Consider the following 20,396-nt stretch of genomic DNA (forward strand, 5'->3'; position numbering starts at 1 on the left):
TATGAATAAAACATTTAAAAAAAATATTGGCTTTTTACATTTATGGCTCGGACTTTCGTCCGGGCTTATTGTATTTATTGTGGCACTTACCGGAAGTATTTTAGTTTTTGAAGATGAAATTGATGCTTTTATCAATCCTGAATTTTATCAGGTTTCGAATATCGGAACAAAAAAGTTACCCGTTGATGTTTATGTAAATGCTATTCAGAAAAAATATAAAATCACTCAGTTAGATCGTATTCAAACGTACGAAGATCCTCAAAGAACTGTAATTGTCTCCGGACCAGATGCCGATAAAAATGATCAGATTTTCTCTGTAGATCCTTACACCGGAAACATATTGGCAAGAGTTTCTGAAAAAAGCAGGTTTTTTTCTGTTGTGCTTGATCTGCATCGTCACTTAATTTTGGGGGAAGTTGGAAAATTTATTACGGGCTGCAGCTGTCTAATTTTTGTTTTCATGCTCATTTCGGGTATTATATTATGGTGGCCAAAAAAAATAAAAAACCTAAAGCAAAGATTAACCGTAAAATGGAGCGCTTCTTTTAAAAGAGTCAATTGGGATTTTCACTCGATTTTTGGTTTCTACGCTTTCTCTATCCTTTTAATCATATCACTAACCGGACTGACCTGGTCTTTTAAATGGTTTGAAAGCGGTATTTATTTACTGACAGACGGAACCGCAAAAAAACCTTCGGCTAAAGTTGAAAATCCAACCAAAATTGATCCTAAGCTTGATAAAACGTATTTTTACCAAAATATGTTTTCAAAAACAGACAGTATTTACAAATACAAAGGAGACACTCAAATCAGAATCCCATCTGACACCATAAACAGTATTATGGTGATTAAGCTAAACCTTGAAAAATCGATTCCGAATATTTCAAGTATTGCATATTTTGATAAATATACGGGAGCGCTTTTAAAAATAAAACCTTACGAATCTTTTAGCCGAGGCGATAAAGTTCGCCGTCTTATTTACCCTATACATACGGGAAGCATTTTTGGATACCCAACTAAAATACTTGCTTTTTTAGTTTGCCTTTTTGCAGTAACACTGCCAATCACTGGATTTTTAATTTGGTGGGGAAGAAAAAAAAAGTTATAACTAAATACCAGGATGACTCAAAGTATTATTATCAGATCATTTGAGTTAATACCTTTTTTGTCACAAAATACAAGTTGATTTTTCTAAAACTCTTTCGCTTTTCTTTTCATTAAACTCCAAGTCGGGATGTAGAGAAGACTTATCAGCAACCTTACCAAAACTACTGAGGAGCAATATATTTTCTATATATTGAGACTGTTTTTTATACTTTTAACAAACAGTTGATTGATTTATTATTAAAAAATTATTAAAGTAATAACATATTAATAATAATAATAATTGAGTTCAAAAATCTCTGTGTTCTACAGCAACCTTCCCGAAGTAAATACACTTCTTTTGACATTAATTTTAAAAGGTCAATTAACTTCCAAACAAAATGTCCATGCAGATGCGGATTAAATTCAAATCTGCATGCAAGGCCGCATGTACTTAAATCTCAATTTACTAAACTGTATTTTTACATATTCTACCATTGCTCGAGGATGCGCATTAATTCAATAATTACTCAGTAATTTTAATTATATGTAGTTAGTTTTTATTAAAAAAATCTGCTGCCACTTTTCGTCAATATTTATTTTGCAAAATAGTTTTTGCAGTTTTTTTTTACAGATTATATACTTATAAAAGTTTTGCATATAGGCTTAAAAATAATTATTCACACACTTTACAATTTTAAGCATTCTTGTTATTTCTGTGTTTTTTTTTACAATTATAAATTTTAAGGTTAAAAAAAACAATAATAACGATTAAACAAGACTATTGAACCCCCTTATTTGTATTTTATTACTCCTTGCAAAAAAGATTATTAATCAATTTTGTCAACGTAAATCACTAAATCTTTTAAACATATGTTATAGGGATTTTCAAAAACTAACTAATTAAATAACCAAAAATTACAAAACCAAAATGACAAATTTTATTAGGATTAAAAAAAGTCCTGATCGCGTATCTGGATTTAATTTGAATAAGAGAGTAATACTGTTTTGCGTATTACTTTCTTTATCTCAGGTTGATGGATACGCTGTTAGTTCTGCGGGTACAACAGAGTATCAAAATTTACAACAGCAAAAAAACATTACCGGACAGGTGAATGATGAAAACGGTATGCCGCTGCCGGGAGTAACCATTTTAGAAAAAGGTACCAAAAATGCTGCTTTAACAGATTTTGACGGAAAATTTACTTTAAAGGTAGATAACGAGAATGCAGTATTAATAGTGTCTTTTCTGGGCTATTCGAATAAAGAAGTGGCCATAAAGGGACAAACTTCAATTACTCTAAAAATGCAAAAAGCTACCACTTCCTTAGATGAGGTAGTTGTAGTAGGTTACGGTAAAATGAAGAAAAAGGATTTAACGGGTGCAATTGTCCAGGTTACACCAGATAAATTAGCCAACCAAAATCCGCAGACCGTTCAGGATATATTAAGAGGTACTCCTGGTGTAAGAGTAGGCTATGATCCTTCTGCAAAAGGAGGAGGAAATATACAAGTTCGTGGGCAGAGTTCTGTTTACACTGCAGGTTCTCATAACTCCCCGCTTATTATTTTAGACGGAATGCAGTTTTATGGTGAACTTTCAGAAATCAATCCTGATGATATTGCCCAGCTTGATATTTTAAAAGATGCATCGGCAGCATCTGTATATGGATCGAGAGCAGCAGCAGGAGTTATTCTTATTTCAACCAAAAAAGGTAAAACCGGCAAGCCTATGGTTAGTTTTACTACCAATACAACGATTAGCAATAAGAGTGCTTATCGCGGCGTATATTCTCCAGAGGGATATTTAAAGTATCGTGAAGATTGGGAAACTGCTCAAACTTATGGAGCTAATACAACAACCGGGCAATACGAAGCGTGGATATCAGGGACAGTTGCTGCTGGTAAACCAGGGTATTTTTCAAGTCCTAATGATTTAGGTAAATGGGGTATTACTGAAGCCCAATGGTTAGCTTACCAACCAAATGCGCAGACAACAGGAAAAAGTTCGAAAGAAGTATGGGGAGCACGTTTGGGACTGAATTTTGATCCTTCGCTGATGGCTAATTTCTTAGCAGATAAAACACACGATTGGAGCAATAGTTCTTTTAGAACCGGGATTAATCATGATAATAATTTGAGTATTTCCGGAGCAAGCGAGAGAGTCAATTATTATATGTCTTTTGGTTATTTAACTTCAGAAGGAGCCATTGTAGGAAATGATTATAAGTCAGCTCGTTCTAATATGAAAGTAGATGCTAAAGTTACAGACTGGCTTGATCTTGGAATAAACGTTAATTTTCAGGACCGATCAGACGGAGATATTACTCCTTCTTTAGGTACAAACGCCGGAGATAACAATATGATGAGAACCAGCCCGTTTGGAACCTTTAGAGATGTAAATGGCAATTATGAGAGACAGCCTATGGGGAAAAATGTTTCCGGGCAGAATTATAACTATTACTACGAACGCCAATTTATTGAGAAGGAAACAGGATATACAACATTGAATACCATTTTTAATGCAAAGGTAAGTTTGCCTTTAGGCATTACTTATTCATTTAACATTGCTCCTCGTTATCAATTTTATCACGATCGTTATTTCAGGTCAACACAAAACCCAAACTGGCCTGCAGCTACCACTGGAGCAAATAGAAATAATGCTACAAGATTTGATTACAACCTGAATAATACATTAACCTGGGATTATACAATTGCTCAAAAACATCACATCGTAGCCACTTTTGTTCAGGAAGCAGAAGAACGCCGTTATTGGTCAGATGGAATGGACGCCTATAATATTCAGCCATCAGATGCTTTAGGATTTCATCTTGTGAATACTGCAACAATGGCAAATAGCGCAATTCGATCAAACGACACGCATGAAACGGCAGATGGATTGATGGCAAGACTTTTCTATTCGTATGATAATCGTTATATGCTTACGGCGACTGTTCGCCGAGATGGATATTCTGCATTTGGAGCTTCAAATCCTTACGCTGTTTTCCCTTCTTTTGGAGTGGCATGGACCTTTAAAAACGAAAACTGGTTTAATTGGGATGCGATGAGCACAGGTAAATTGCGTTTGTCCTGGGGTAAAAATGGAAACAGGTCACTTGCGGATCCTTACGTTTCTTTTGCAAACCTTGTAAATACCGGAACAATGGGTTATTTAGACCCTTCTGGAAAAGCGCTTGAAATTAAGTACTTAGCACTTGATCGTATGGCAAATCCAAGTTTGGAATGGGAAAAAACAACATCAACAAATATTGGTCTTGACCTAGGCTTCTTGCAAGATCGTGTAACGGCTACTTTAGACTTCTACAAATCATCTACTCATGATATGATTATGAGTCAATCCCTGCCTGGTTTTACTGGATTTTCATCCATTGCAACCAATCTTGGAGAGGTTCAAAATCAAGGTTTTGAATTAAGTCTTAGCACTCTTAATATGACACAACCAAACTTTGAATGGCGTACTACATTTGGAATATCTTATAACGAAAATAAAATTGTCTCATTATACGGTAATATGGTAGATATTAAGGATGACAATGGGAATGTTATTGGAAAAAAAGAGGGTAACGATTCAGCTAACGGATGGTTTATAGGCAGACCTATCTCTCAAATCTGGGATTATCGCGTGACTGGTATCTGGCAAAAAGACGAATGGAAAGAAGCTCAAAAATACGGACAGCGTCCTGGAGATCCAAAAGTAGCAAACAGCTATACTACAGACGATGTAGATGCAGTAGGACCAGATGGTGTTTCTTATAAAAAAGCGGTTTATAATGAAAAAGACAAGCAGTTTTTAGGAAATTCAAACTCTCCTGTACAGTGGTCGTTGCGCAATGACTTTAAGATTTATAAAAATTGGGATTTGGCAATCAGTATGTATTCCAACGTGGGAGGTAAATCTCTTAATTCAAATTATATGAATACTTTCAACGATGCCAGTTTGTATAAATTCAACTTCAATCCATACGTAAATCCTTATTGGACACTTGACAACCCAACCAATGATTGGGCACGTCTTGACGCTAAAGGACCTGCCGGAACTCCTGTTGCACCAGGAAAATTGTATGATCGCAGTTTTATTCGTCTGGACAACATTTCGTTAGCTTATACGCTTCCAAGAGATCTTTTAGATCGCGTGCATATTAAAAATATAAAAATTTACGCTTCAGTTCAAAACGTTGCAACATGGTCTGCCTCTAAAGAATGGAAATATTTTGGAGATCCGGAAACAGGAGGATTGGCTACACGACAGTTTAATTTAGGCTTTAATTTCCAACTTTAATAATTATTCAATAATGAAAAGATATATACAAAATAAAATTACAAGACTTGTGCCTTTTATTGTAGTGGCTGCCTTGTCTGGTTCCTGTTCAAAAGATTTTCTCGAAGCAGATCCGCTTTCGTTTTACGAACCTGAAAATACATTTAATACCGAAGCCGGCTTGCAGGCCACTTTAGCACTTTGTGATAAGCAACTGCGTAATAATTATATCCACTACGGTTACTCTGGTGTAAGCGTGCCTATTGCTTCAGAATATCTTTTCTCTGATATGGCTCATTACGGAAAAACGGATACAGGTAGTAATATTGCTGATTACGCCAATACTATTGTTCCTACCGGAGATTTTCGAAGAGATGCAGGCGGAGAAGCACTTTATCTTGGATTTCTCTGGACAGAAGCCTATACGGGTATTAAAAATGCGAATACCGTACTAACTTTTATTGGTAATGTGACCACTTTATCTGAAGAAGTTAAAAATAAATATATCGGGCAAGCTTATTTTCACAGAGCCTACCGTTATCTTAATCTGGTGTATCAATTTGGAGACATTCCATTGATTACCAAAATCTTGTCGGTTCCTAAACAGAGTTATTACTCTACTAAAAAGGAAGCCATCATTGAAATGATTACGGCGGATATGGAGAAAGCTGTACAATTTGTACCGGAACAATCAAAAATAGGATATGTAGGTATGGTTAGCAAAGGTGCATGCCGTCAGTTATTAATTAAGTGCTATTTAGCATCCGGAAGATTTGCTGATGCAGAAGCACAAGCCAATATTTTGATTAATCAATCAGGTTATTCTTTGGTACAAAACACTTTAGGGATTTTTGATCCTGGAGGAAATCCGACTGCATGGCCTATTACCCGAAATGTGATCTGGGATTTGCACAGACCTGAGAACAAGGTGATCTCTGCTAATACTGAAGCGATATTGGTTGCACCAAATGGAGGAGCGCAATCATTTTTAGCATTTTCTTCGATGAGAATTTTTGGACCTAACTGGAATGATGCTAATTTAATTACTCCTGATGGTAAAACAGCAGCACCGCGTTTTCCACTGACCGATAAAACGAATTATAATGCAAAATATGATTATCAAAGAGCAATAGGACGCGGCATTGGTGTTATCAGTGGTTCTTATTATTCTCAGCATCCTATGTGGGTTGTGAATCATATTGAGGACAAACAGGATCTTAGACATAACAGCACGGTTGGAAACTGGGTCAATATGGAAGATCTTAAATATGCTCCCGGAGCAGGCGGTAGTGCTACATGGGCTGGACAAAATTTTAGAATGAGGGATGCCTCCGGCAAACTCTTAGCACAAGATTCAATTCGTGATTGGTATGATTTTCCACATTATAAAATTTTTATGCATGATGTTGTAGCCGAAGCGAATCCGGCAGCCAATGATTTTCAGGGCGCTACTGCAGGAGCTAGTGCACATTTATACATCTATCGTTTAGCCGAAACCTATTTATTACGTGCAGAAGCCCGTTTTTATCAAGGTAATACTTCTGGAGCAGCTCAGGATGTAAATGTCGTAAGAGCAAGAGCAAAAGCTTCACAAATGTATACTACTGTAACTATTGGTGACATTTGTGCAGAAAGAGGAAGAGAACTTTATCTCGAAGAATGGAGAAATGTAGAGCTAAAACGTATTTCACACTGTTTGGCTCTTAGCGGAAAACCAGATGAATGGGGCCAAACTTACAGTAAAGATAATTGGGATAAACAATCAGGAACAGATGCAACAGGCGGAAGTTATTGGTACCAACGTATTGTACATTATACTCTTTATAACAAATATCCAGCTGGTATTTCTATTAAGCCAGGTGTAAAGTTTTATTCTATGGACAAACGTAATAATTACTGGCCAATTCCATTTAGACTTGCTATAGAGCCTAATATTAAAGGTCAGTTAAGTCAGAACTACGGTTATGATGGTTACAATGCAGGTGTTAAAGTCTGGGATAAATGGCAGGATGCTGTTGAAGACGAAAATAAAATTTAAACTTTTTATTTACCTTAAATTAAAAAGATAAAAGTAAAGTGAAAGAATTGAGTAGCTTCATAGTATCCAAATAGAAAACTAAAACAAAAAACGAGTTAATATATTTAACTCGTTTTTCTTTTTTGCTTTATAATGACATTGTATCGGTATAATATAAATAAAATTGATTGTAGAGTGGATACCTTTTTTGCCACAAAAAGTTAAGGCCGTTTTAAACATTTTTCAACAGTCTAAAGTTGTGGCAACTCAATTCCCAACTGCTTTATTTTTTGCTCGGGAGTTTGTGCGAACAAATTAAAACTCAATAGTACTAATACAAGGCTTGTTATATTTTTCATTGTTTCTTTTATTTATAAAAAAAAGAAAGACAGCTTTAAAAGACAGCTTTCCTCATTTTGTTTTATTTATTTTATGAATTTGATCAATTCTGCATTGAATTTTGGAAGCTCTTCAATAAACAAGGCATGACCACATCTCCATTCAAAAAAAGTCTGAAAATAGAATTTGGAAATAAAATGTTTTTTTGGAAATAATACTACATTTTATACTAATTGAAATTACTTTAATATTTTTTATATTTTTGTTTCAACCACTGGGTTAATGTGTTCTTACAAAAGATATTACTACAAATTATAAATAGCTTTCATTCAATTGAAATAATGAGTAAAAAGTTTACTTATTTTTAGTTTGTTTTATTTTGCTCAGATTCGTACTTACTTTGTACCTCATAATCTGGAAATCCAGTAAATATTGGGTTGCTAATTTCTGTATCGGAAAATAGCAAGACAAAATAACGCAAAACAACAACAAGTTAACTAGTTAAAATATTGATTATATATATTTTAACTAGTTTTTTATTTGCTTTTTCTTTTGGATATCATGTGATGTTTTGAATAAATTGTACCTTATTTGTACCTTGGAAACGCGAGTAAATTTTTTTTTTTTTTTGCCAAATCATGGCACACGTAGACATACATAGTCACAGTGGGACACTTAAAGTCATATTTCTTTGAACACGGTGTTGCAAAAAGACTCCTGGCTTCTTTAATGGTTAAAAATTACGCTAAGACTCTTGTTCTTTAATCAAGTCATATATACAACCGCATTTGATCCGATCCAGTTTTTATAGATGTACAGTTTGTTTGTACATCTTATGAATTTCGTAATTTTGTAAACATTATTTTCTTTAAATTTGAAAGTAATAAATTAAGCAGGAATACTTAAAGCACTGCAAATGAAACACATTATAATTATGTATTTTTACCTAAAAGCCTTTCCCAAATCTTCAAAAAACAGGTGGTTTGGAATTTGTATCGTTGGGTCACTCTACGGGACATAAAAACAGTATATACTACAACAAAAAGACTTAGAAAATGGTAAAAAAGGATACAAAAAAGTCCATTTTTAAAATGGACTTTGAGTTCAAAAAAAAGTATATTACGAATTTCACTTACAGAAATTAGCTTTGTACTGTTAAGTAGTCTAAAATGCTCATGAGGTATACAGAAGATACAAATTTATACATCATTAGTAAAGGTTCAAATTACAGAGCGTTCAAACTAAATATTAAAGTTATTCGATTGGTCCATAATTATAAGCGATTAATTCCTTAATCGCTATTTCATAAATGCAAATCATTATTCCTTAAAAAAAAGTGTTACTATCCTCTTTACATTTGATAAAGTATACATCACAAAGAACAAAGTACAAACTCGGACAAGCGCGACCATACCGGAAAAACTGTACAGGGCACTCCCTTAAAAAAACGACAGCAATAATTTAATTTAAAATAAAATGAAAATTCACACGCTCCACAAAATTACCTTTGGGGACGGCCGTAATTCTCAAAACCCAAGCACAGAGCCAAAAAGCACAGGTTCGGGCAGCACCCCTTATGACTCGGAGAACCGTGACCCGGAATCAGGCAGCGCATCCAAGCCAATTGCACATCAAAATAAACAGGCTGTATTCAATTTGCTTCAATGATATTTACAAAGGATCACACTGGAATTTTAAAAGAACCTTTTTTTACAAAATATAACGAGCGGACCTCAAAGTGAAATCCGCTCGCCAAACAATTAAGAATGTTATTTTAACTATTATTTTACTCTGCTTGAAAATTCATCAATTGGCAAGCGGGCCTTTGACATGGAAGCCAGATAATCGTTTGCCGCATCGCGATAGCCCAAGGAAATGATGACCGAAGCGTGAAGATCTTTTTCTAACAAACCCAATACATCATTAAACAATTCCGGATCAAAACCTTCCATAGGAGTAGCATCTACTTTAAGTTCAGCAGCTGCAATTAAGGCAGTTCCCAGACCGATATAAGCCTGCTTGCCCGACCAAATCGCGTTTTGTTCAGGATTTTGTGCAGAAAAATGAGAGATCAGAGCATCCTTGTAATCGCTAAGGGCTCCGGGTTCCAAATTTCGCTGCTGTTCCATCATTGCTACGTAATCTGCTATGTAATGGCTGGTTATTTTGTTAAATGCCGCAAAAACCAGCAGATGGGAAGAATCCTTTATTTGTGTGTTAAACGATCCTTCAGCTAATTTTTGTCGCACTTGGGGATTTGTTACTACAATGAGGCGATAAGGCTGTATCCCGCAGGAAGAAGCGCTAAGGTTTATGGCCTGGATAATCTGGTCAACCTTGTCCTCACTAACCAGTTCATCCGTGTATTTCTTAACAGCATAACGCCATTGTAAATTTTTGATCAATTCCATATGTATATAATTTTAACTGCAAAGCTATAGCAGTTATGTGTACATTTGTCACTTAGTGACAAAAAGTTATAGTGACAAATAAGTAACCAGCTAATACTATGGATAAGAAATTTGAACCAATAAAAGAGTGCAGCCATAAAATAATGGCCATCAGCGATACAATGGATATTTTAAACGGAAAATGGAAAATGTCCATAGTGGCCTGCCTGTGCTATAAACCGATGCGCTATTCGGAATTACTCCATGAGGTAAAGGGCATTTCGGGAAAAGTGCTCAGCCGCGAATTGAAAGATCTGGAAATAAATGAACTCATTGAGCGCATAGTTCTAAGCACTGCGCCTGTTGCCGTCCAGTACCGTATTACAGACTATGGCAATTCGCTTAAAGAACTCACCAATACAATAGCTGACTGGGGGTTCATTCATAGAAAAAGGATTATTGGCAGAATGAAGAAAGAATAACTTATTAATAATCAAATTTTAAAACTTTAAAAAATCTAAATTACCGGTCCATTACAAAAGCCTACATTAATAAAAGGAGAAATCCTTCTGTGTCGAAGTTCGGACCAAAAGATTGCTTCGCCAGTTCGCTGGGACTCGTGCGGAACGTATTGCGGGAAGAGCTCTTAAAAAATATGTAATATGATTTACAAAATATTTGAACCTATATCATTTAAACCCTGCCCTGAACTTCAAAGGGGTCTGGCTGGTCTTGCTTTTGAATAGTTTACTAAAACTCTGAAGATGCTCAAAACCCAGTTCATAAGCAATCTCGGAAACCGATAAATCCGTATTGGAGAGTTTTTCCTTGGCTTTCTCAATCAGCTTGTCGTGAATATGCTGCTGCGCATTCTGTCCCGTCAAAGTTCTCAGCATATCACTCAGATAGCCAGAAGAGATGGCCAGGCTCTGGGCCAGATGCTGCACTGTGGGTATTCCCTGATCATATTTTTTTTCATCATCGAAATGGTCAGTCAGTAACTGCTCAAATTTCTCAAGCAGGGTGCTGTTTATCGCTTTACGGGTAATAAACTGACGCTTATAAAACCGCTGCGCATAATTGAGCAACAGCTCAATCTGAGACAAAACTACATCCTGACTCAGCTCATCAATCCTGTTTGCTAATTCTTCTTCGATGTTTCTTATAAGGCCTAAAATGATTTCTTTTTCCTTTTCAGATAAATGCAGGGCTTCATTTACAGAGTAAGAAAAGAATTCATATTTTTTGATTTTTGCCGCCAAAGGAGAATGTAGTAAAAAATCCGGATGCATCAAAATCACCGCTTCCCTACCGCTGCATCCCGGCTCATTGGACTCATGTGCCTCCGGAGCCAGGATCTGGTTGGGAGCTGCAAAAAAAAGACCGCCTTCATTATAATCAAAATGGGTCTGTCCATACCGCAGTAATCCTCCAATATTCGGACGGAAGGCTATCTTATAATAACTTAAAACATGGCTTTCTGCCGGAGGATTAAACTCCATGCTGGAATCTATGCCATTGAGCACTGTAATTAAAGGATGTTGCGGGGGCGGTCCTCCAAAGGCCTTTAGGCCTTCAGCCAGGGATGCAAATTTACGCAAGGTGCTGTTTTTCTTGGCCATGATATTTTTTTTGATACTACAAATTAAGAAAATAAAAAAGCAACAGAACTCTCTGTTGCCTAAATTTAACTTATTAGCCCTGAGAGCTGACAGCTACATCCTGCCATTCTTCCCAGACTTTGATACGTTCGGAATAGGTCTGGCGAATTTCTTCCAGGTTATTACTGCCCAAAAACATTCTCAGTGGCGGCTCTCCCGAATCCACTAACTGCAAGACAGCTTTCGAGGTAGCCTCTGGGTTGCCCCTTTGCATTTTGCCCATATTTTCAAAAACCAAATTTCGTATTGAATCATACTCAGGAATATTTGCTGAAAATTTAAGTGAATTTTCGCTTCCAAATTCTGTTGCGTAAGCTGCGGGTTCAATAATGGAAACATGGATCCCAAAAGATTTAACCTCTACAGCCAGGCTTTCGTAGATGGCTTCGAATGCCCATTTGGAAGAGCAGTAATAACCAATTAAAGGAACCGTATAATGCCCCAAACTGCTGGAAGTCCCTAAGATATGCCCAAAGCCCTGAGAGCGCATAATAGGCAAAACTGCCTAAATAACAGAAACCGGTCCTATCACATTGGTCTCATATATGGCGCGGATATCGTCTGGTTTTGCTTCCTCCACTGTACCAACTAATGAATAACCAGCATTGTTGATGACAACATCCAGCCTTCCAAAATACTCATGCGCCATTTTTACCGCATTTTGCACCTGCTCAGGCTGGGTTACATCCAATGGCAGGATCAAAACATTATCGCGATATTTATCCTTGAAATCTGCAATGCTGTCAATATTCCTTGCCGTAGCCGCTACCTTATCTCCTCGCTGGAGTGCCGCTTCTGTCCATACTCTTCCAAAACCTCTTGAGCTGCCCGTTATAAACCATATTTTTGGCCCGTTTGTCTTTACATTTTCCATGATAAATTATTTAATTAAATTACTAGGACAAAATTGCCGAATCCCGGCTTTAAAATTTTAGTCATTATGGGGAATTTTGTAACCGAAACGAGGTTGGCACTCAGTAGACAGCAGAGAGACTAAATACAAATAAACCCATAACTTTGCCGTTTATTCTACGGGGCAAAAAATTACAACTGAAGGTTTTAGGGAGTATGAGATATGAAAAAATTTAAGATTAAAGGCAACGATGATGGAAAATGGCTGGTATCGCACAACGAGGTTTCAAAATTCACCTGTCTTTTTGGAAATAAGAGATTCAGTTACCAGACGACTATCAACGGGCTCACCGACCCTACAGGCAATCCCAAGGTACAGTTGCTCCAGAAAATGGAACAATGGCTCAAGAAGTTTTATAAAGGTCAATTATGACCTGCCTAAACCAAAAGAAACTTTTTCTTTTCTTGGACAGTCCCAACAAGGTTCCTCGAAAGCACTTCTTCAAGCAGGGACTTAAGCCTCTCGAAACAGCTGGGTTTTACCGCGTAGAATGTAGCGCCAAGCTCTGAAGCTCTCTTGATATTTTCAGGATCACTGCTGGTGGAAAGCATCACAATGCTGACTTCTTTTAAGGTTCCCTCGCTGTTTCTTATCTCGGCAAGGCATTCCAGGCCTGATTTGCGCGGCATATTGATATCAAGGAAAATAAATTCGGGAAGTTCCGGGCCGGAAAGCGCAAGAAGGCTGTCCATTAAATGCATGCCGTCATGGGCCTGTTTTAAAATAACATCAGGTTTAATTTCAAGCAGCGCATCAGCAAAGAACTCCCTGTCATCGCTGTCATCATCGGCCAAGTAAATAAGTCTTTTAGAATTGTACTTTTCAAACGCCATTTTACTAAAATTTACATCAAAGAAAACTACTTCGGATAAACGGTATTCCAAACTAACAGGTCGCGCAATTGTTAACTGCATAATGATAATCAAATTCGATTTTGGATTGTAAAGATAATTTTAAATTAGGAAAAAACACATTAATAAATAACTTTTAATATTTTTTGATGTATATCGTTTCAGCAAATTTCTACTGTTTACATGCTGTTTGACTTTACGAAAAATTTGACTCTATGCATTTGTTATAAATTAGAACATATAGTTTTATACCTTTTATTACCGGAATGGATAAATTCCATGGCAGCTACAATGGACCAATGAGCTTGCCCAGACGATCATCAGGGAAACAGACCTGCCCCGTACCTTTGCCCTATCCATTAACAAGACCGTATCGAAAATCGGAACCGGGAAAGGCAAACAAAAACTGGAAATACCAATTCCTTAATTCCTTATCGGTTCAGAAAATACCCATGGTAGAGGAAAAAACCTTCCAGCTGCTCTCGCGGATCGGAATCCGTACCATTAAAACCCTTTCTTCATGCCAGCAGAGGCCCTGCAGAAGATGATCGGGAAAAACGCGATCGAACTCTGGAAAAAATATGCAATTCAAATACAAACAGGGATGTGAGGAGCAGTGGCGCGGATAGAAGCAAAATCCTTTGACGGGCTCCGATGCAAAGATTGAAACGTATAGCAGCAACAGTTCCTAAAAACAAACAAGGAATCTGCCCGGTGCAGATACCTTTTATAAGTTAACCTTTATGGTAATTGTACTACTCAGAGAGAAATACTATTATTTAATCCTGCTGCGATATATTCTTTTCAGAAACAAAAAATATATTTTTAACGGGATTTACCAAAGCTTTTGTCCAATGGAGAATGAATACTTTTTTTAAAATGAGAATAAAACCGCTAAAAGAACTAGGTTTTTGCACAAAGAGGTTTGCTCCTTTGTTAAAAGTCTCTTCAATTTCATTGGGATGATTGGAAGTGGAGAGCATAACGGCAGGAATTTCCTTAAGTTTTTCATCGCTCTTGATTTCTTCCAGTGCCTGCTTGCCTCCTTTTACGGGCATATTTATATCTATAAAAACAATATCAGGTTTTGGTTCAGCCGGATCTTTCAGGGTACTCACCAATTCCTCGCCGTTTCCTACCGTAATAACTTCAGAAGGGACCTTTGTTGCATTAAGCGCTTCCATAAATAATTCCTGATCATCCTTGTCATCTTCAGCCAATATAATTTTTATCGGCTCTTTTCCTTGTAAATCTTTATTAGTCGGGGCAGAATTTTCAGAACTTATCATATCAAGTGGTTTTACAATTTCCAAAAGTACTATATAATTACCTAAAAAAAAATTTCCGCAACCCAACAATGTTACACTCTATAATAGCTTTAGTAGATTATTGAAGTAATAAGCTCTATATTATTAATTAAAAGTTACATAAAAGAGAGATTAAACCTTTTTTAAAGTGTTAAAAAAACGTCAAAAAGGTGGCTAAAAAGCTTATGGAAAACCCTGTGGCCAAAAACACATGACAGCCGAATAAATTAGTATTTATAAAACAACGGCCATTTCTTGTAAGTTTAATTTTCGCTTTTTACCCGGCATTGACTCATTTGATAAAATTAGTACAACAATAAATTATATTTTAAATAAACATTTTTTAAACTCCTGATAATTGATTAATTTGGTTTAATTCTATGTAATAAAATTTTTAGTTAAGTCTTAAAAATACCGAAAAAAAATCTTACGTGTCCTTATTTAATCTAATCATATGAATATCGAAAACCAACAGGAACTTTATTTATTAGTGATGAATGCACCTGTCGGCATCTGCGTGCTGGATGCCCGGACACAGGTTGTTGAAATTGTAAACGACAGCTTTATAGCCGTGGCCGGAAAACCCCGCGAAGCGCTCCTTGGTCATTTTTACTGGGATGCTTTTCCTGAAGCGCGCCCATACTATGAAAGCGCCCTGGCGGGTGTTATCTCTGACGGGAATCCTTACACTGCTAGTGAAGCCCAACGCAAGGTGATCAGGCACGGTAAGGAAGAAACTGTTTATATGACTTTAGTATATGCCCCTTTAAAAGATACAGCCGGGCAGGTAAAAAAAGTGGCCGTATGGGTAATGGACAATACCACGCAGGTCATACAAAGGCAAAAAGTAGAAGAAAGCGAAAAATTTGCGAATACCGTTTTTTATAATTCCCCTGTGGCTAAATTGGTTTACACAGGACCTGATATGGTTCTGCGCGCAGCAAATGAGAAAATGCTGGAAATATTCGGCAAGGGTGATTCCATTATCGGCATGCCTATCATGGAAGCAGTACCCGAGCTTAGGGAAACGCATTTGTTCGGGGCCTATAGCAATGTTTTAAATACGGGAGAAATTCATTCCCAAACGGCATCCCGGATCATGTTCATCCAAAATGGCTTGCCTTATTACGGTTATTATGATTACACATACAAACCGCTATACGATGCGAAAGGTAAAATCTATGGTGTCATTTGTACTGCAATTGATGTAACCCAAGAGGTAGTGGCCCGCAACAAGCTTGCAGAGGCCGAACAAAACATGAGAGGTGCTGTTGAACTTGCACAGCTCGGCACATGGAGCATTGATGTGGCGTCAAACGGTCTTACCTATTCCGACCGACTGATCGAATGGTTTGGCTATGATCCTGCCGCACAGGACTATAATGAAGTTATACCGATACTGCTGGAGGAAGACCAGCAAAGGGTTGCAAATGCCGTGGCATGGGCACTGAATCCGGAATCAGGAGGAGTCTATGATGAAACTTATACGGTGATCCATCCGACAACCGGAAAGAAAAGAATATTGCATGCCCAGGGAAAAACTGTTTTTGATCCCGAGGGGAACCCGGTACGCATGAACGGAACCGCACAAGATATTACTATCCAGATGGAACTGCAGATGGAGCTGGAAAACCAGATACAGCAGCGTACAGAAGAGATCGCCGCTGTCATAGAGGAATTAAGGGCTACAAATGAAGAATTGGAACAGACCAATGTGCAACTCATACATTCCAATGAGGAACTCGAACAGTTTGCCTACATAGCTTCACATGACCTGCAGGAACCGCTTCGCAAAATCAGCACTTTTGTGCAGCTTCTTGAGAGTAAAATCACAGAGCATCTTGACCCAAAATCACTAGGCTACATAGATAAAATAAAAGATGCCACTGCTCGTATGGGCAAACTTATCCGCGATGTACTCGCCTACTCTGCCTTGCCAAAAGACGATGAGTCCTTTGTTGCAGTCAATCTTGAGGATACCGCCAAAAATGCGCTTGAAGATTATGATTTGCTCATGGAGCGCACAGGGGCTGAAGTCACATGGAACACACTGCCGGTTATCAAAGGCATACCACTTCAGATGTCCCAGCTGTTTTTTAATCTCATAGGCAATGCCTTAAAATTTATACGCCCCGGCGTAAAGCCTAAAATTCATATCCATTGCACTATTGCTTCCCCAGAGGAAGCCCGTTCAGTAAATCTAAAAGAAGGAATATCCTATTATAAAATTCAGTTTACCGATAATGGTATCGGCATGAAGCCTGAAGACACCCAGAAAATTTTTGATATATTTCAAAAATTGCACAGAAAAAGTGAATTTGCAGGCACGGGAATCGGGCTGGCAATGTGCAAGAAAATTATCCAGAACCATCATGGTGAGATTGATGCCCTGCAAAGCAATGAAAATGGAGCCGTATTTAACGTATACCTGCCAAAGACGATTTAATTAACGATCCTTGCAAAGTCATCGGATGTTTCCTTACAGGTCACACTACAGAGAAGAAACCAATGGTCTTAAATTGGCTGCTTTTTTTAGATGAAATAGCTGGGAAAACGGTTAATAGGAACATATACTTTGGAATTAATCCGAGTCTAATTTGTGCTAGTGAATTTCTACTGCTTTGTTTGTCATATATGATATCCTATTCAATATACTACAGATCTAAACCAAATTACATGGTCGTTTCATTTTAACACAGAATGGTCAATTAAACCGATTTTTTTACCTCCCAAAAAGGCCAGGTTTCTTTGATGCCTCTTCTGCCTCCTTACTTCTGGTGTGCTCACTGCCAAAGCTGCCGAGTTCCCCTTTGGTCAAATCTACAATAACCACTTTTCCTGCATTGCTTATGGTTTTTAAAATAACTCCTGCAGCCGCACATTCCACATCATCAGGATGGGCACCGAATGCTTAAAATGTCAATACTCATATCCTTACTCATCTTTAATTGATATATCCTTTTTGGCAAACCAAAACAAAGAAAATCTACTTCTAAAACAAATAGATTTTTTTATTATAAATCTAACGCAGAAATCCTGTTATTTTCCTTAATAACAATATAAGCTTTTATCAACACCAGGAAACAAGCTGTTTCAATAAAAACAGGTAAATATACGTACTCCCAAAACATTTATTCAAAGTACTTTAGTATTATAATAAAAAACTGTTAAAACAAAAATCAATGAATTTATCTACCATTCAAACTCCTGGTGTTTACATTCAATAATTAAATGCTTTTTCCAATTCTGTAGTTGGAGTTCCTACCGCAGTGCCAGCATTTATAGGATACACACCTCAGGCTGCTTACGAAGGAAAATCTTATACCAATGTGCCAGTAAAAATCACATCATTTGCTGATTTTCAGGCTTTTTTCTGTTTACCAGATCCACCTGTACCTGCAAATCCTTCTAAACAGTACAAGCCTGAATACTATTTGGCAGCAGAAAAAAGCCAGCCCCTAGAGGGAGACTACATTCTCATTGCAGGAAGCTATTATTCAATAGTTCCAGATCCTGACACGGTTTACTATTTATACAACAGCGTAAGGCTTTTTTATGAAAATGGCGGTGGAGATGCTTATATAGTTTCTGTAGGTAATTACGGACCACCATCAAAAAAACCAGCGGCTCTTGGAGTTCCAGTTGTAAACCTAAATGTACAGCTGGATGATTTGACCAAAGGTCTTTCTCTATTGATAAATGAACAGGAACCAACAATTTACATTTGTCCCGAAGCCACTTTATTAAGCTTAGAAGACAATGGAACATTAATGCAGTCAATGCTTCTTCAGGCCGCACAAATGAAAACGGCAATGTGCCTGTTTGACATTATTGGCGGTGACGCCCCAGATCCTGTTTTATATACTCAAGACATTACAAACTTCAGAATGAACACGGGTTCTGTTGGATTAAGCTACGGAACGGCATATTATCCTTTTATAGGAACGACGATAATGCAAAATTCAGAGTTTGATTACACTAATTTATTTGGCGGAGATTTAAAACAATTAGAAGCCATTCTTAATCCTCCAAGCGCTCCTAATTCTGCCGTTGCCTCAATTATTGCCAATATTCAAAATCCAGCAAGCACTTTGACTGTGGCGCAAAATCACAATGCACTTCTTAATGCATGCCAGACCTATTCCTTGATGATTAAACACATTGTCGCTGCGGCTAATATTCTTCCGCCAAGCGGAGGTATTGCAGGAGTCATTACTACAGTAGATAATGCCGTTGGACCATGGCAAGCACCTGCAAATACTTCAATTGTTGGTGTAGTATCATTGCCTATTTCCCTTTCAGAAAGTCAGCAAGCCAATTTAAACATCGATCCCGTGTCTGGTAAATCCATTAATGCCATTAGAACATTTAACGGATTGGGGATTCTAATCTGGGGAGCAAGAACACTAGACGGAAACAGCCAGGATTGGAGGTATATTCCAGTGAGAAGAACGGTGATATTCTTAGAACAATCTTGTAAACTCGCTGCTCAGGCGTACGCATTTCAGCCTAATGATAAAAACACCTGGCAAGCTGTAATTGCTATGATCAGTAGTTTTCTTACTTCAATCTGGAAACAAGGAGGTTTACAGGGAGGTACTCCTTCTGACGCTTTTTCTGTAGCCTGCGGATTGGGCTCGACAATGACTGCAGATGATCTTTTAAATGGTTATATGAATGTAACAATAAAAGTTGCTGTTGTTCATCCCGCTGAATTTATCGTTCTGACATTTCAACAGCAAATGACAAAATCTAGTTAATGAGATAATTACTCAATTAAGCAAATTTTAATTTAAAATAATTATGATAGCAAATGACGGAAACGAACACTGCGTACCCCCCAAAGTTTAGATTAGAAGTAGATCTCGGAACAGAATAGTTCGTACACGGATCAGTAAGTTGCATTTCCCTAAGGTACAAAGCGTCCCAACTTCGAAACAACTACCAGTTCGAAAAAGTTAATCAACACATAAGCTGTTCTTCAAGCTGAAGCTGTAAAGTTAAGCCACTAATGACGAATTGATAAAGCTCTGTCTTCTAAACTGATATATAGATCCTGCAGTAAAAAGCACCAATAAAACAAGAAGTGTATTCGCTATTACCGGATCTTTTATGTCCTGTGCTAAGGGATGTCCTACCGGAACTCTGGTAAAAGTTTCATTAACAGTTGGAACAAGAGACAGGAAAAAACTAAACGACAGCCAGAAATTTTCAAAATAACGTGCTCTCCCGCTGTTTTTCTTTTTTGAATTCAGAAAATAAGCTGCTAACGCCAGAATGACTATAAAAATAGCAAAAACATGTCCGGGATTGAACCCGCCATGTTTTGAAATGCCCAATGAGGTTAGTGAGGTAACGACTGTTCCGTAAAAATAGATTTTACCGGATAATGCGTTCAAATTGATTTTACCGTATTTGATAAAGCCTGTTAATGCTGCTATAATTGCGGCAACACCAATGATGGTATGAAAAATTCCTAAACTTGATAATCCCATTTTATATTGATTTAAATTTGTTTGATAATACAGTACAAACTTCCGATAGATCAAGGGGATT

At 37.2% G+C, this 20,396-nt stretch carries 11 protein-coding genes and 3 pseudogenes; 7 read left to right on the forward strand and 7 right to left on the reverse strand.

The window, feature by feature from the left end:
• Nucleotide 1 precedes the first annotated feature (1 nt).
• The 3 genes from B0M43_RS18455 (at nt 2) to B0M43_RS18465 (ending at nt 7,400) form a co-directional block, all read left to right on the forward strand.
• A complete protein-coding gene (locus B0M43_RS18455; protein WP_078007659.1) occupies nt 2-1,108 on the forward strand; it encodes a PepSY domain-containing protein in 1,107 nt (368 codons plus the stop codon).
• 906 nt (nt 1,109-2,014) lie between these two features.
• Nucleotides 2,015-5,383: a SusC/RagA family TonB-linked outer membrane protein gene (locus B0M43_RS18460; protein ID WP_078007660.1), complete on the forward strand. Its 3,369-nt coding sequence runs from the start codon at nt 2,015-2,017 to the stop codon at nt 5,381-5,383.
• Between the two features lie 13 nt (nt 5,384-5,396).
• Nucleotides 5,397-7,400, forward strand: coding sequence for a RagB/SusD family nutrient uptake outer membrane protein (locus tag B0M43_RS18465; RefSeq protein ID WP_078007661.1), 2,004 nt, complete (start codon nt 5,397-5,399; stop codon nt 7,398-7,400).
• Nucleotides 7,401-9,499: 2,099 nt separating this feature from the next.
• Here B0M43_RS18465 and B0M43_RS18475 read toward each other — a convergent pair.
• Nucleotides 9,500-10,129 carry an NAD(P)H-dependent oxidoreductase gene (locus tag B0M43_RS18475; protein WP_078007663.1) on the reverse strand — a complete coding sequence of 210 codons (630 nt, stop codon included), beginning with the start codon at nt 10,127-10,129 and terminating at the stop codon, nt 9,500-9,502.
• A 98-nt stretch (nt 10,130-10,227) separates the two neighbouring features.
• On the opposite strand from B0M43_RS18475, the gene B0M43_RS18480 reads away from it, so the two are divergent.
• On the forward strand, nt 10,228-10,590 hold the full coding sequence (locus B0M43_RS18480) for a helix-turn-helix domain-containing protein (RefSeq protein WP_078007664.1): 363 nt from the start codon (nt 10,228-10,230) through the stop codon (nt 10,588-10,590).
• 207 nt (nt 10,591-10,797) lie between these two features.
• Here B0M43_RS18480 and B0M43_RS18485 read toward each other — a convergent pair whose 3' ends face one another.
• The 3 genes and pseudogenes from B0M43_RS18485 to B0M43_RS18495 all read right to left on the reverse strand — a co-directional run bounded on the left by B0M43_RS18485 (nt 10,798) and on the right by B0M43_RS18495 (nt 13,596).
• Complete coding sequence (locus B0M43_RS18485) at nt 10,798-11,730, reverse strand: AraC family transcriptional regulator (RefSeq protein WP_078007665.1); 933 nt, start codon at nt 11,728-11,730, stop codon at nt 10,798-10,800.
• Between the two features lie 73 nt (nt 11,731-11,803).
• Nucleotides 11,804-12,643 (reverse strand): annotated as a pseudogene (locus B0M43_RS18490) (SDR family NAD(P)-dependent oxidoreductase).
• Between the two features lie 416 nt (nt 12,644-13,059).
• Nucleotides 13,060-13,596, reverse strand: a complete 537-nt coding sequence (locus B0M43_RS18495; RefSeq protein ID WP_246860148.1) for a response regulator — start codon at nt 13,594-13,596, stop codon at nt 13,060-13,062.
• 194 nt (nt 13,597-13,790) lie between these two features.
• Here B0M43_RS18495 and B0M43_RS24775 point away from each other — a divergent pair.
• Nucleotides 13,791-14,113, forward strand: a pseudogene (locus B0M43_RS24775) (DNA polymerase IV); the annotation flags it as partial.
• A 199-nt stretch (nt 14,114-14,312) separates the two neighbouring features.
• Here B0M43_RS24775 and B0M43_RS18505 read toward each other — a convergent pair.
• Complete coding sequence (locus tag B0M43_RS18505; RefSeq protein ID WP_065448532.1) at nt 14,313-14,822, reverse strand: response regulator; 510 nt, start codon at nt 14,820-14,822, stop codon at nt 14,313-14,315.
• Between the two features lie 472 nt (nt 14,823-15,294).
• Here B0M43_RS18505 and B0M43_RS18510 point away from each other — a divergent pair, with 472 nt between their 5' ends.
• Nucleotides 15,295-17,286, forward strand: coding sequence for a PAS domain-containing sensor histidine kinase (locus B0M43_RS18510; protein WP_078007668.1), 1,992 nt, complete (start codon nt 15,295-15,297; stop codon nt 17,284-17,286).
• Between the two features lie 276 nt (nt 17,287-17,562).
• Here the strand turns inward: B0M43_RS18510 and B0M43_RS24855 are convergent.
• Nucleotides 17,563-17,739: pseudogene (locus B0M43_RS24855) on the reverse strand (PIG-L family deacetylase); the annotation flags it as partial.
• 370 nt (nt 17,740-18,109) lie between these two features.
• Between B0M43_RS24855 and B0M43_RS18520 the strand changes: the two are divergent.
• A complete protein-coding gene (locus tag B0M43_RS18520; protein WP_246860149.1) occupies nt 18,110-19,600 on the forward strand; it encodes a phage tail sheath C-terminal domain-containing protein in 1,491 nt (496 codons plus the stop codon).
• 240 nt (nt 19,601-19,840) lie between these two features.
• Here the strand turns inward: B0M43_RS18520 and B0M43_RS18525 are convergent, their stop codons facing one another.
• The gene (locus B0M43_RS18525) at nt 19,841-20,335 is read right to left on the reverse strand and encodes a hypothetical protein (protein WP_078007670.1); all 495 of its coding nucleotides are present in this window, start codon (nt 20,333-20,335) and stop codon (nt 19,841-19,843) included.
• Nucleotides 20,336-20,396: the final 61 nt, after the last annotated feature.

The sequence above is a fragment of the Flavobacterium sp. KBS0721 genome (assembly GCF_002007065.3).
Taxonomy (GTDB): Bacteria; Bacteroidota; Bacteroidia; order Flavobacteriales; family Flavobacteriaceae; genus Flavobacterium; species Flavobacterium piscis.

Coding starts and splice junctions, on each gene's coding strand:
- B0M43_RS18465 (WP_078007661.1), top strand. CDS start 5,397: ATGAAAAGATATATACAAAATAAAATTACAAGACTTGTGCCTTTTATT.
- B0M43_RS18525 (WP_078007670.1), bottom strand. CDS start 20,335: ATGGGATTATCAAGTTTAGGAATTTTTCATACCATCATTGGTGTTGCC.
- B0M43_RS18475 (WP_078007663.1), bottom strand. CDS start 10,129: ATGGAATTGATCAAAAATTTACAATGGCGTTATGCTGTTAAGAAATAC.
- B0M43_RS18495 (WP_246860148.1), bottom strand. CDS start 13,596: ATGCAGTTAACAATTGCGCGACCTGTTAGTTTGGAATACCGTTTATCC.
- B0M43_RS18460 (WP_078007660.1), top strand. CDS start 2,015: ATGACAAATTTTATTAGGATTAAAAAAAGTCCTGATCGCGTATCTGGA.
- B0M43_RS18505 (WP_065448532.1), bottom strand. CDS start 14,822: ATGATAAGTTCTGAAAATTCTGCCCCGACTAATAAAGATTTACAAGGA.
- B0M43_RS18485 (WP_078007665.1), bottom strand. CDS start 11,730: ATGGCCAAGAAAAACAGCACCTTGCGTAAATTTGCATCCCTGGCTGAA.
- B0M43_RS18480 (WP_078007664.1), top strand. CDS start 10,228: ATGGATAAGAAATTTGAACCAATAAAAGAGTGCAGCCATAAAATAATG.
- B0M43_RS18455 (WP_078007659.1), top strand. CDS start 2: ATGAATAAAACATTTAAAAAAAATATTGGCTTTTTACATTTATGGCTC.
- B0M43_RS18510 (WP_078007668.1), top strand. CDS start 15,295: ATGAATATCGAAAACCAACAGGAACTTTATTTATTAGTGATGAATGCA.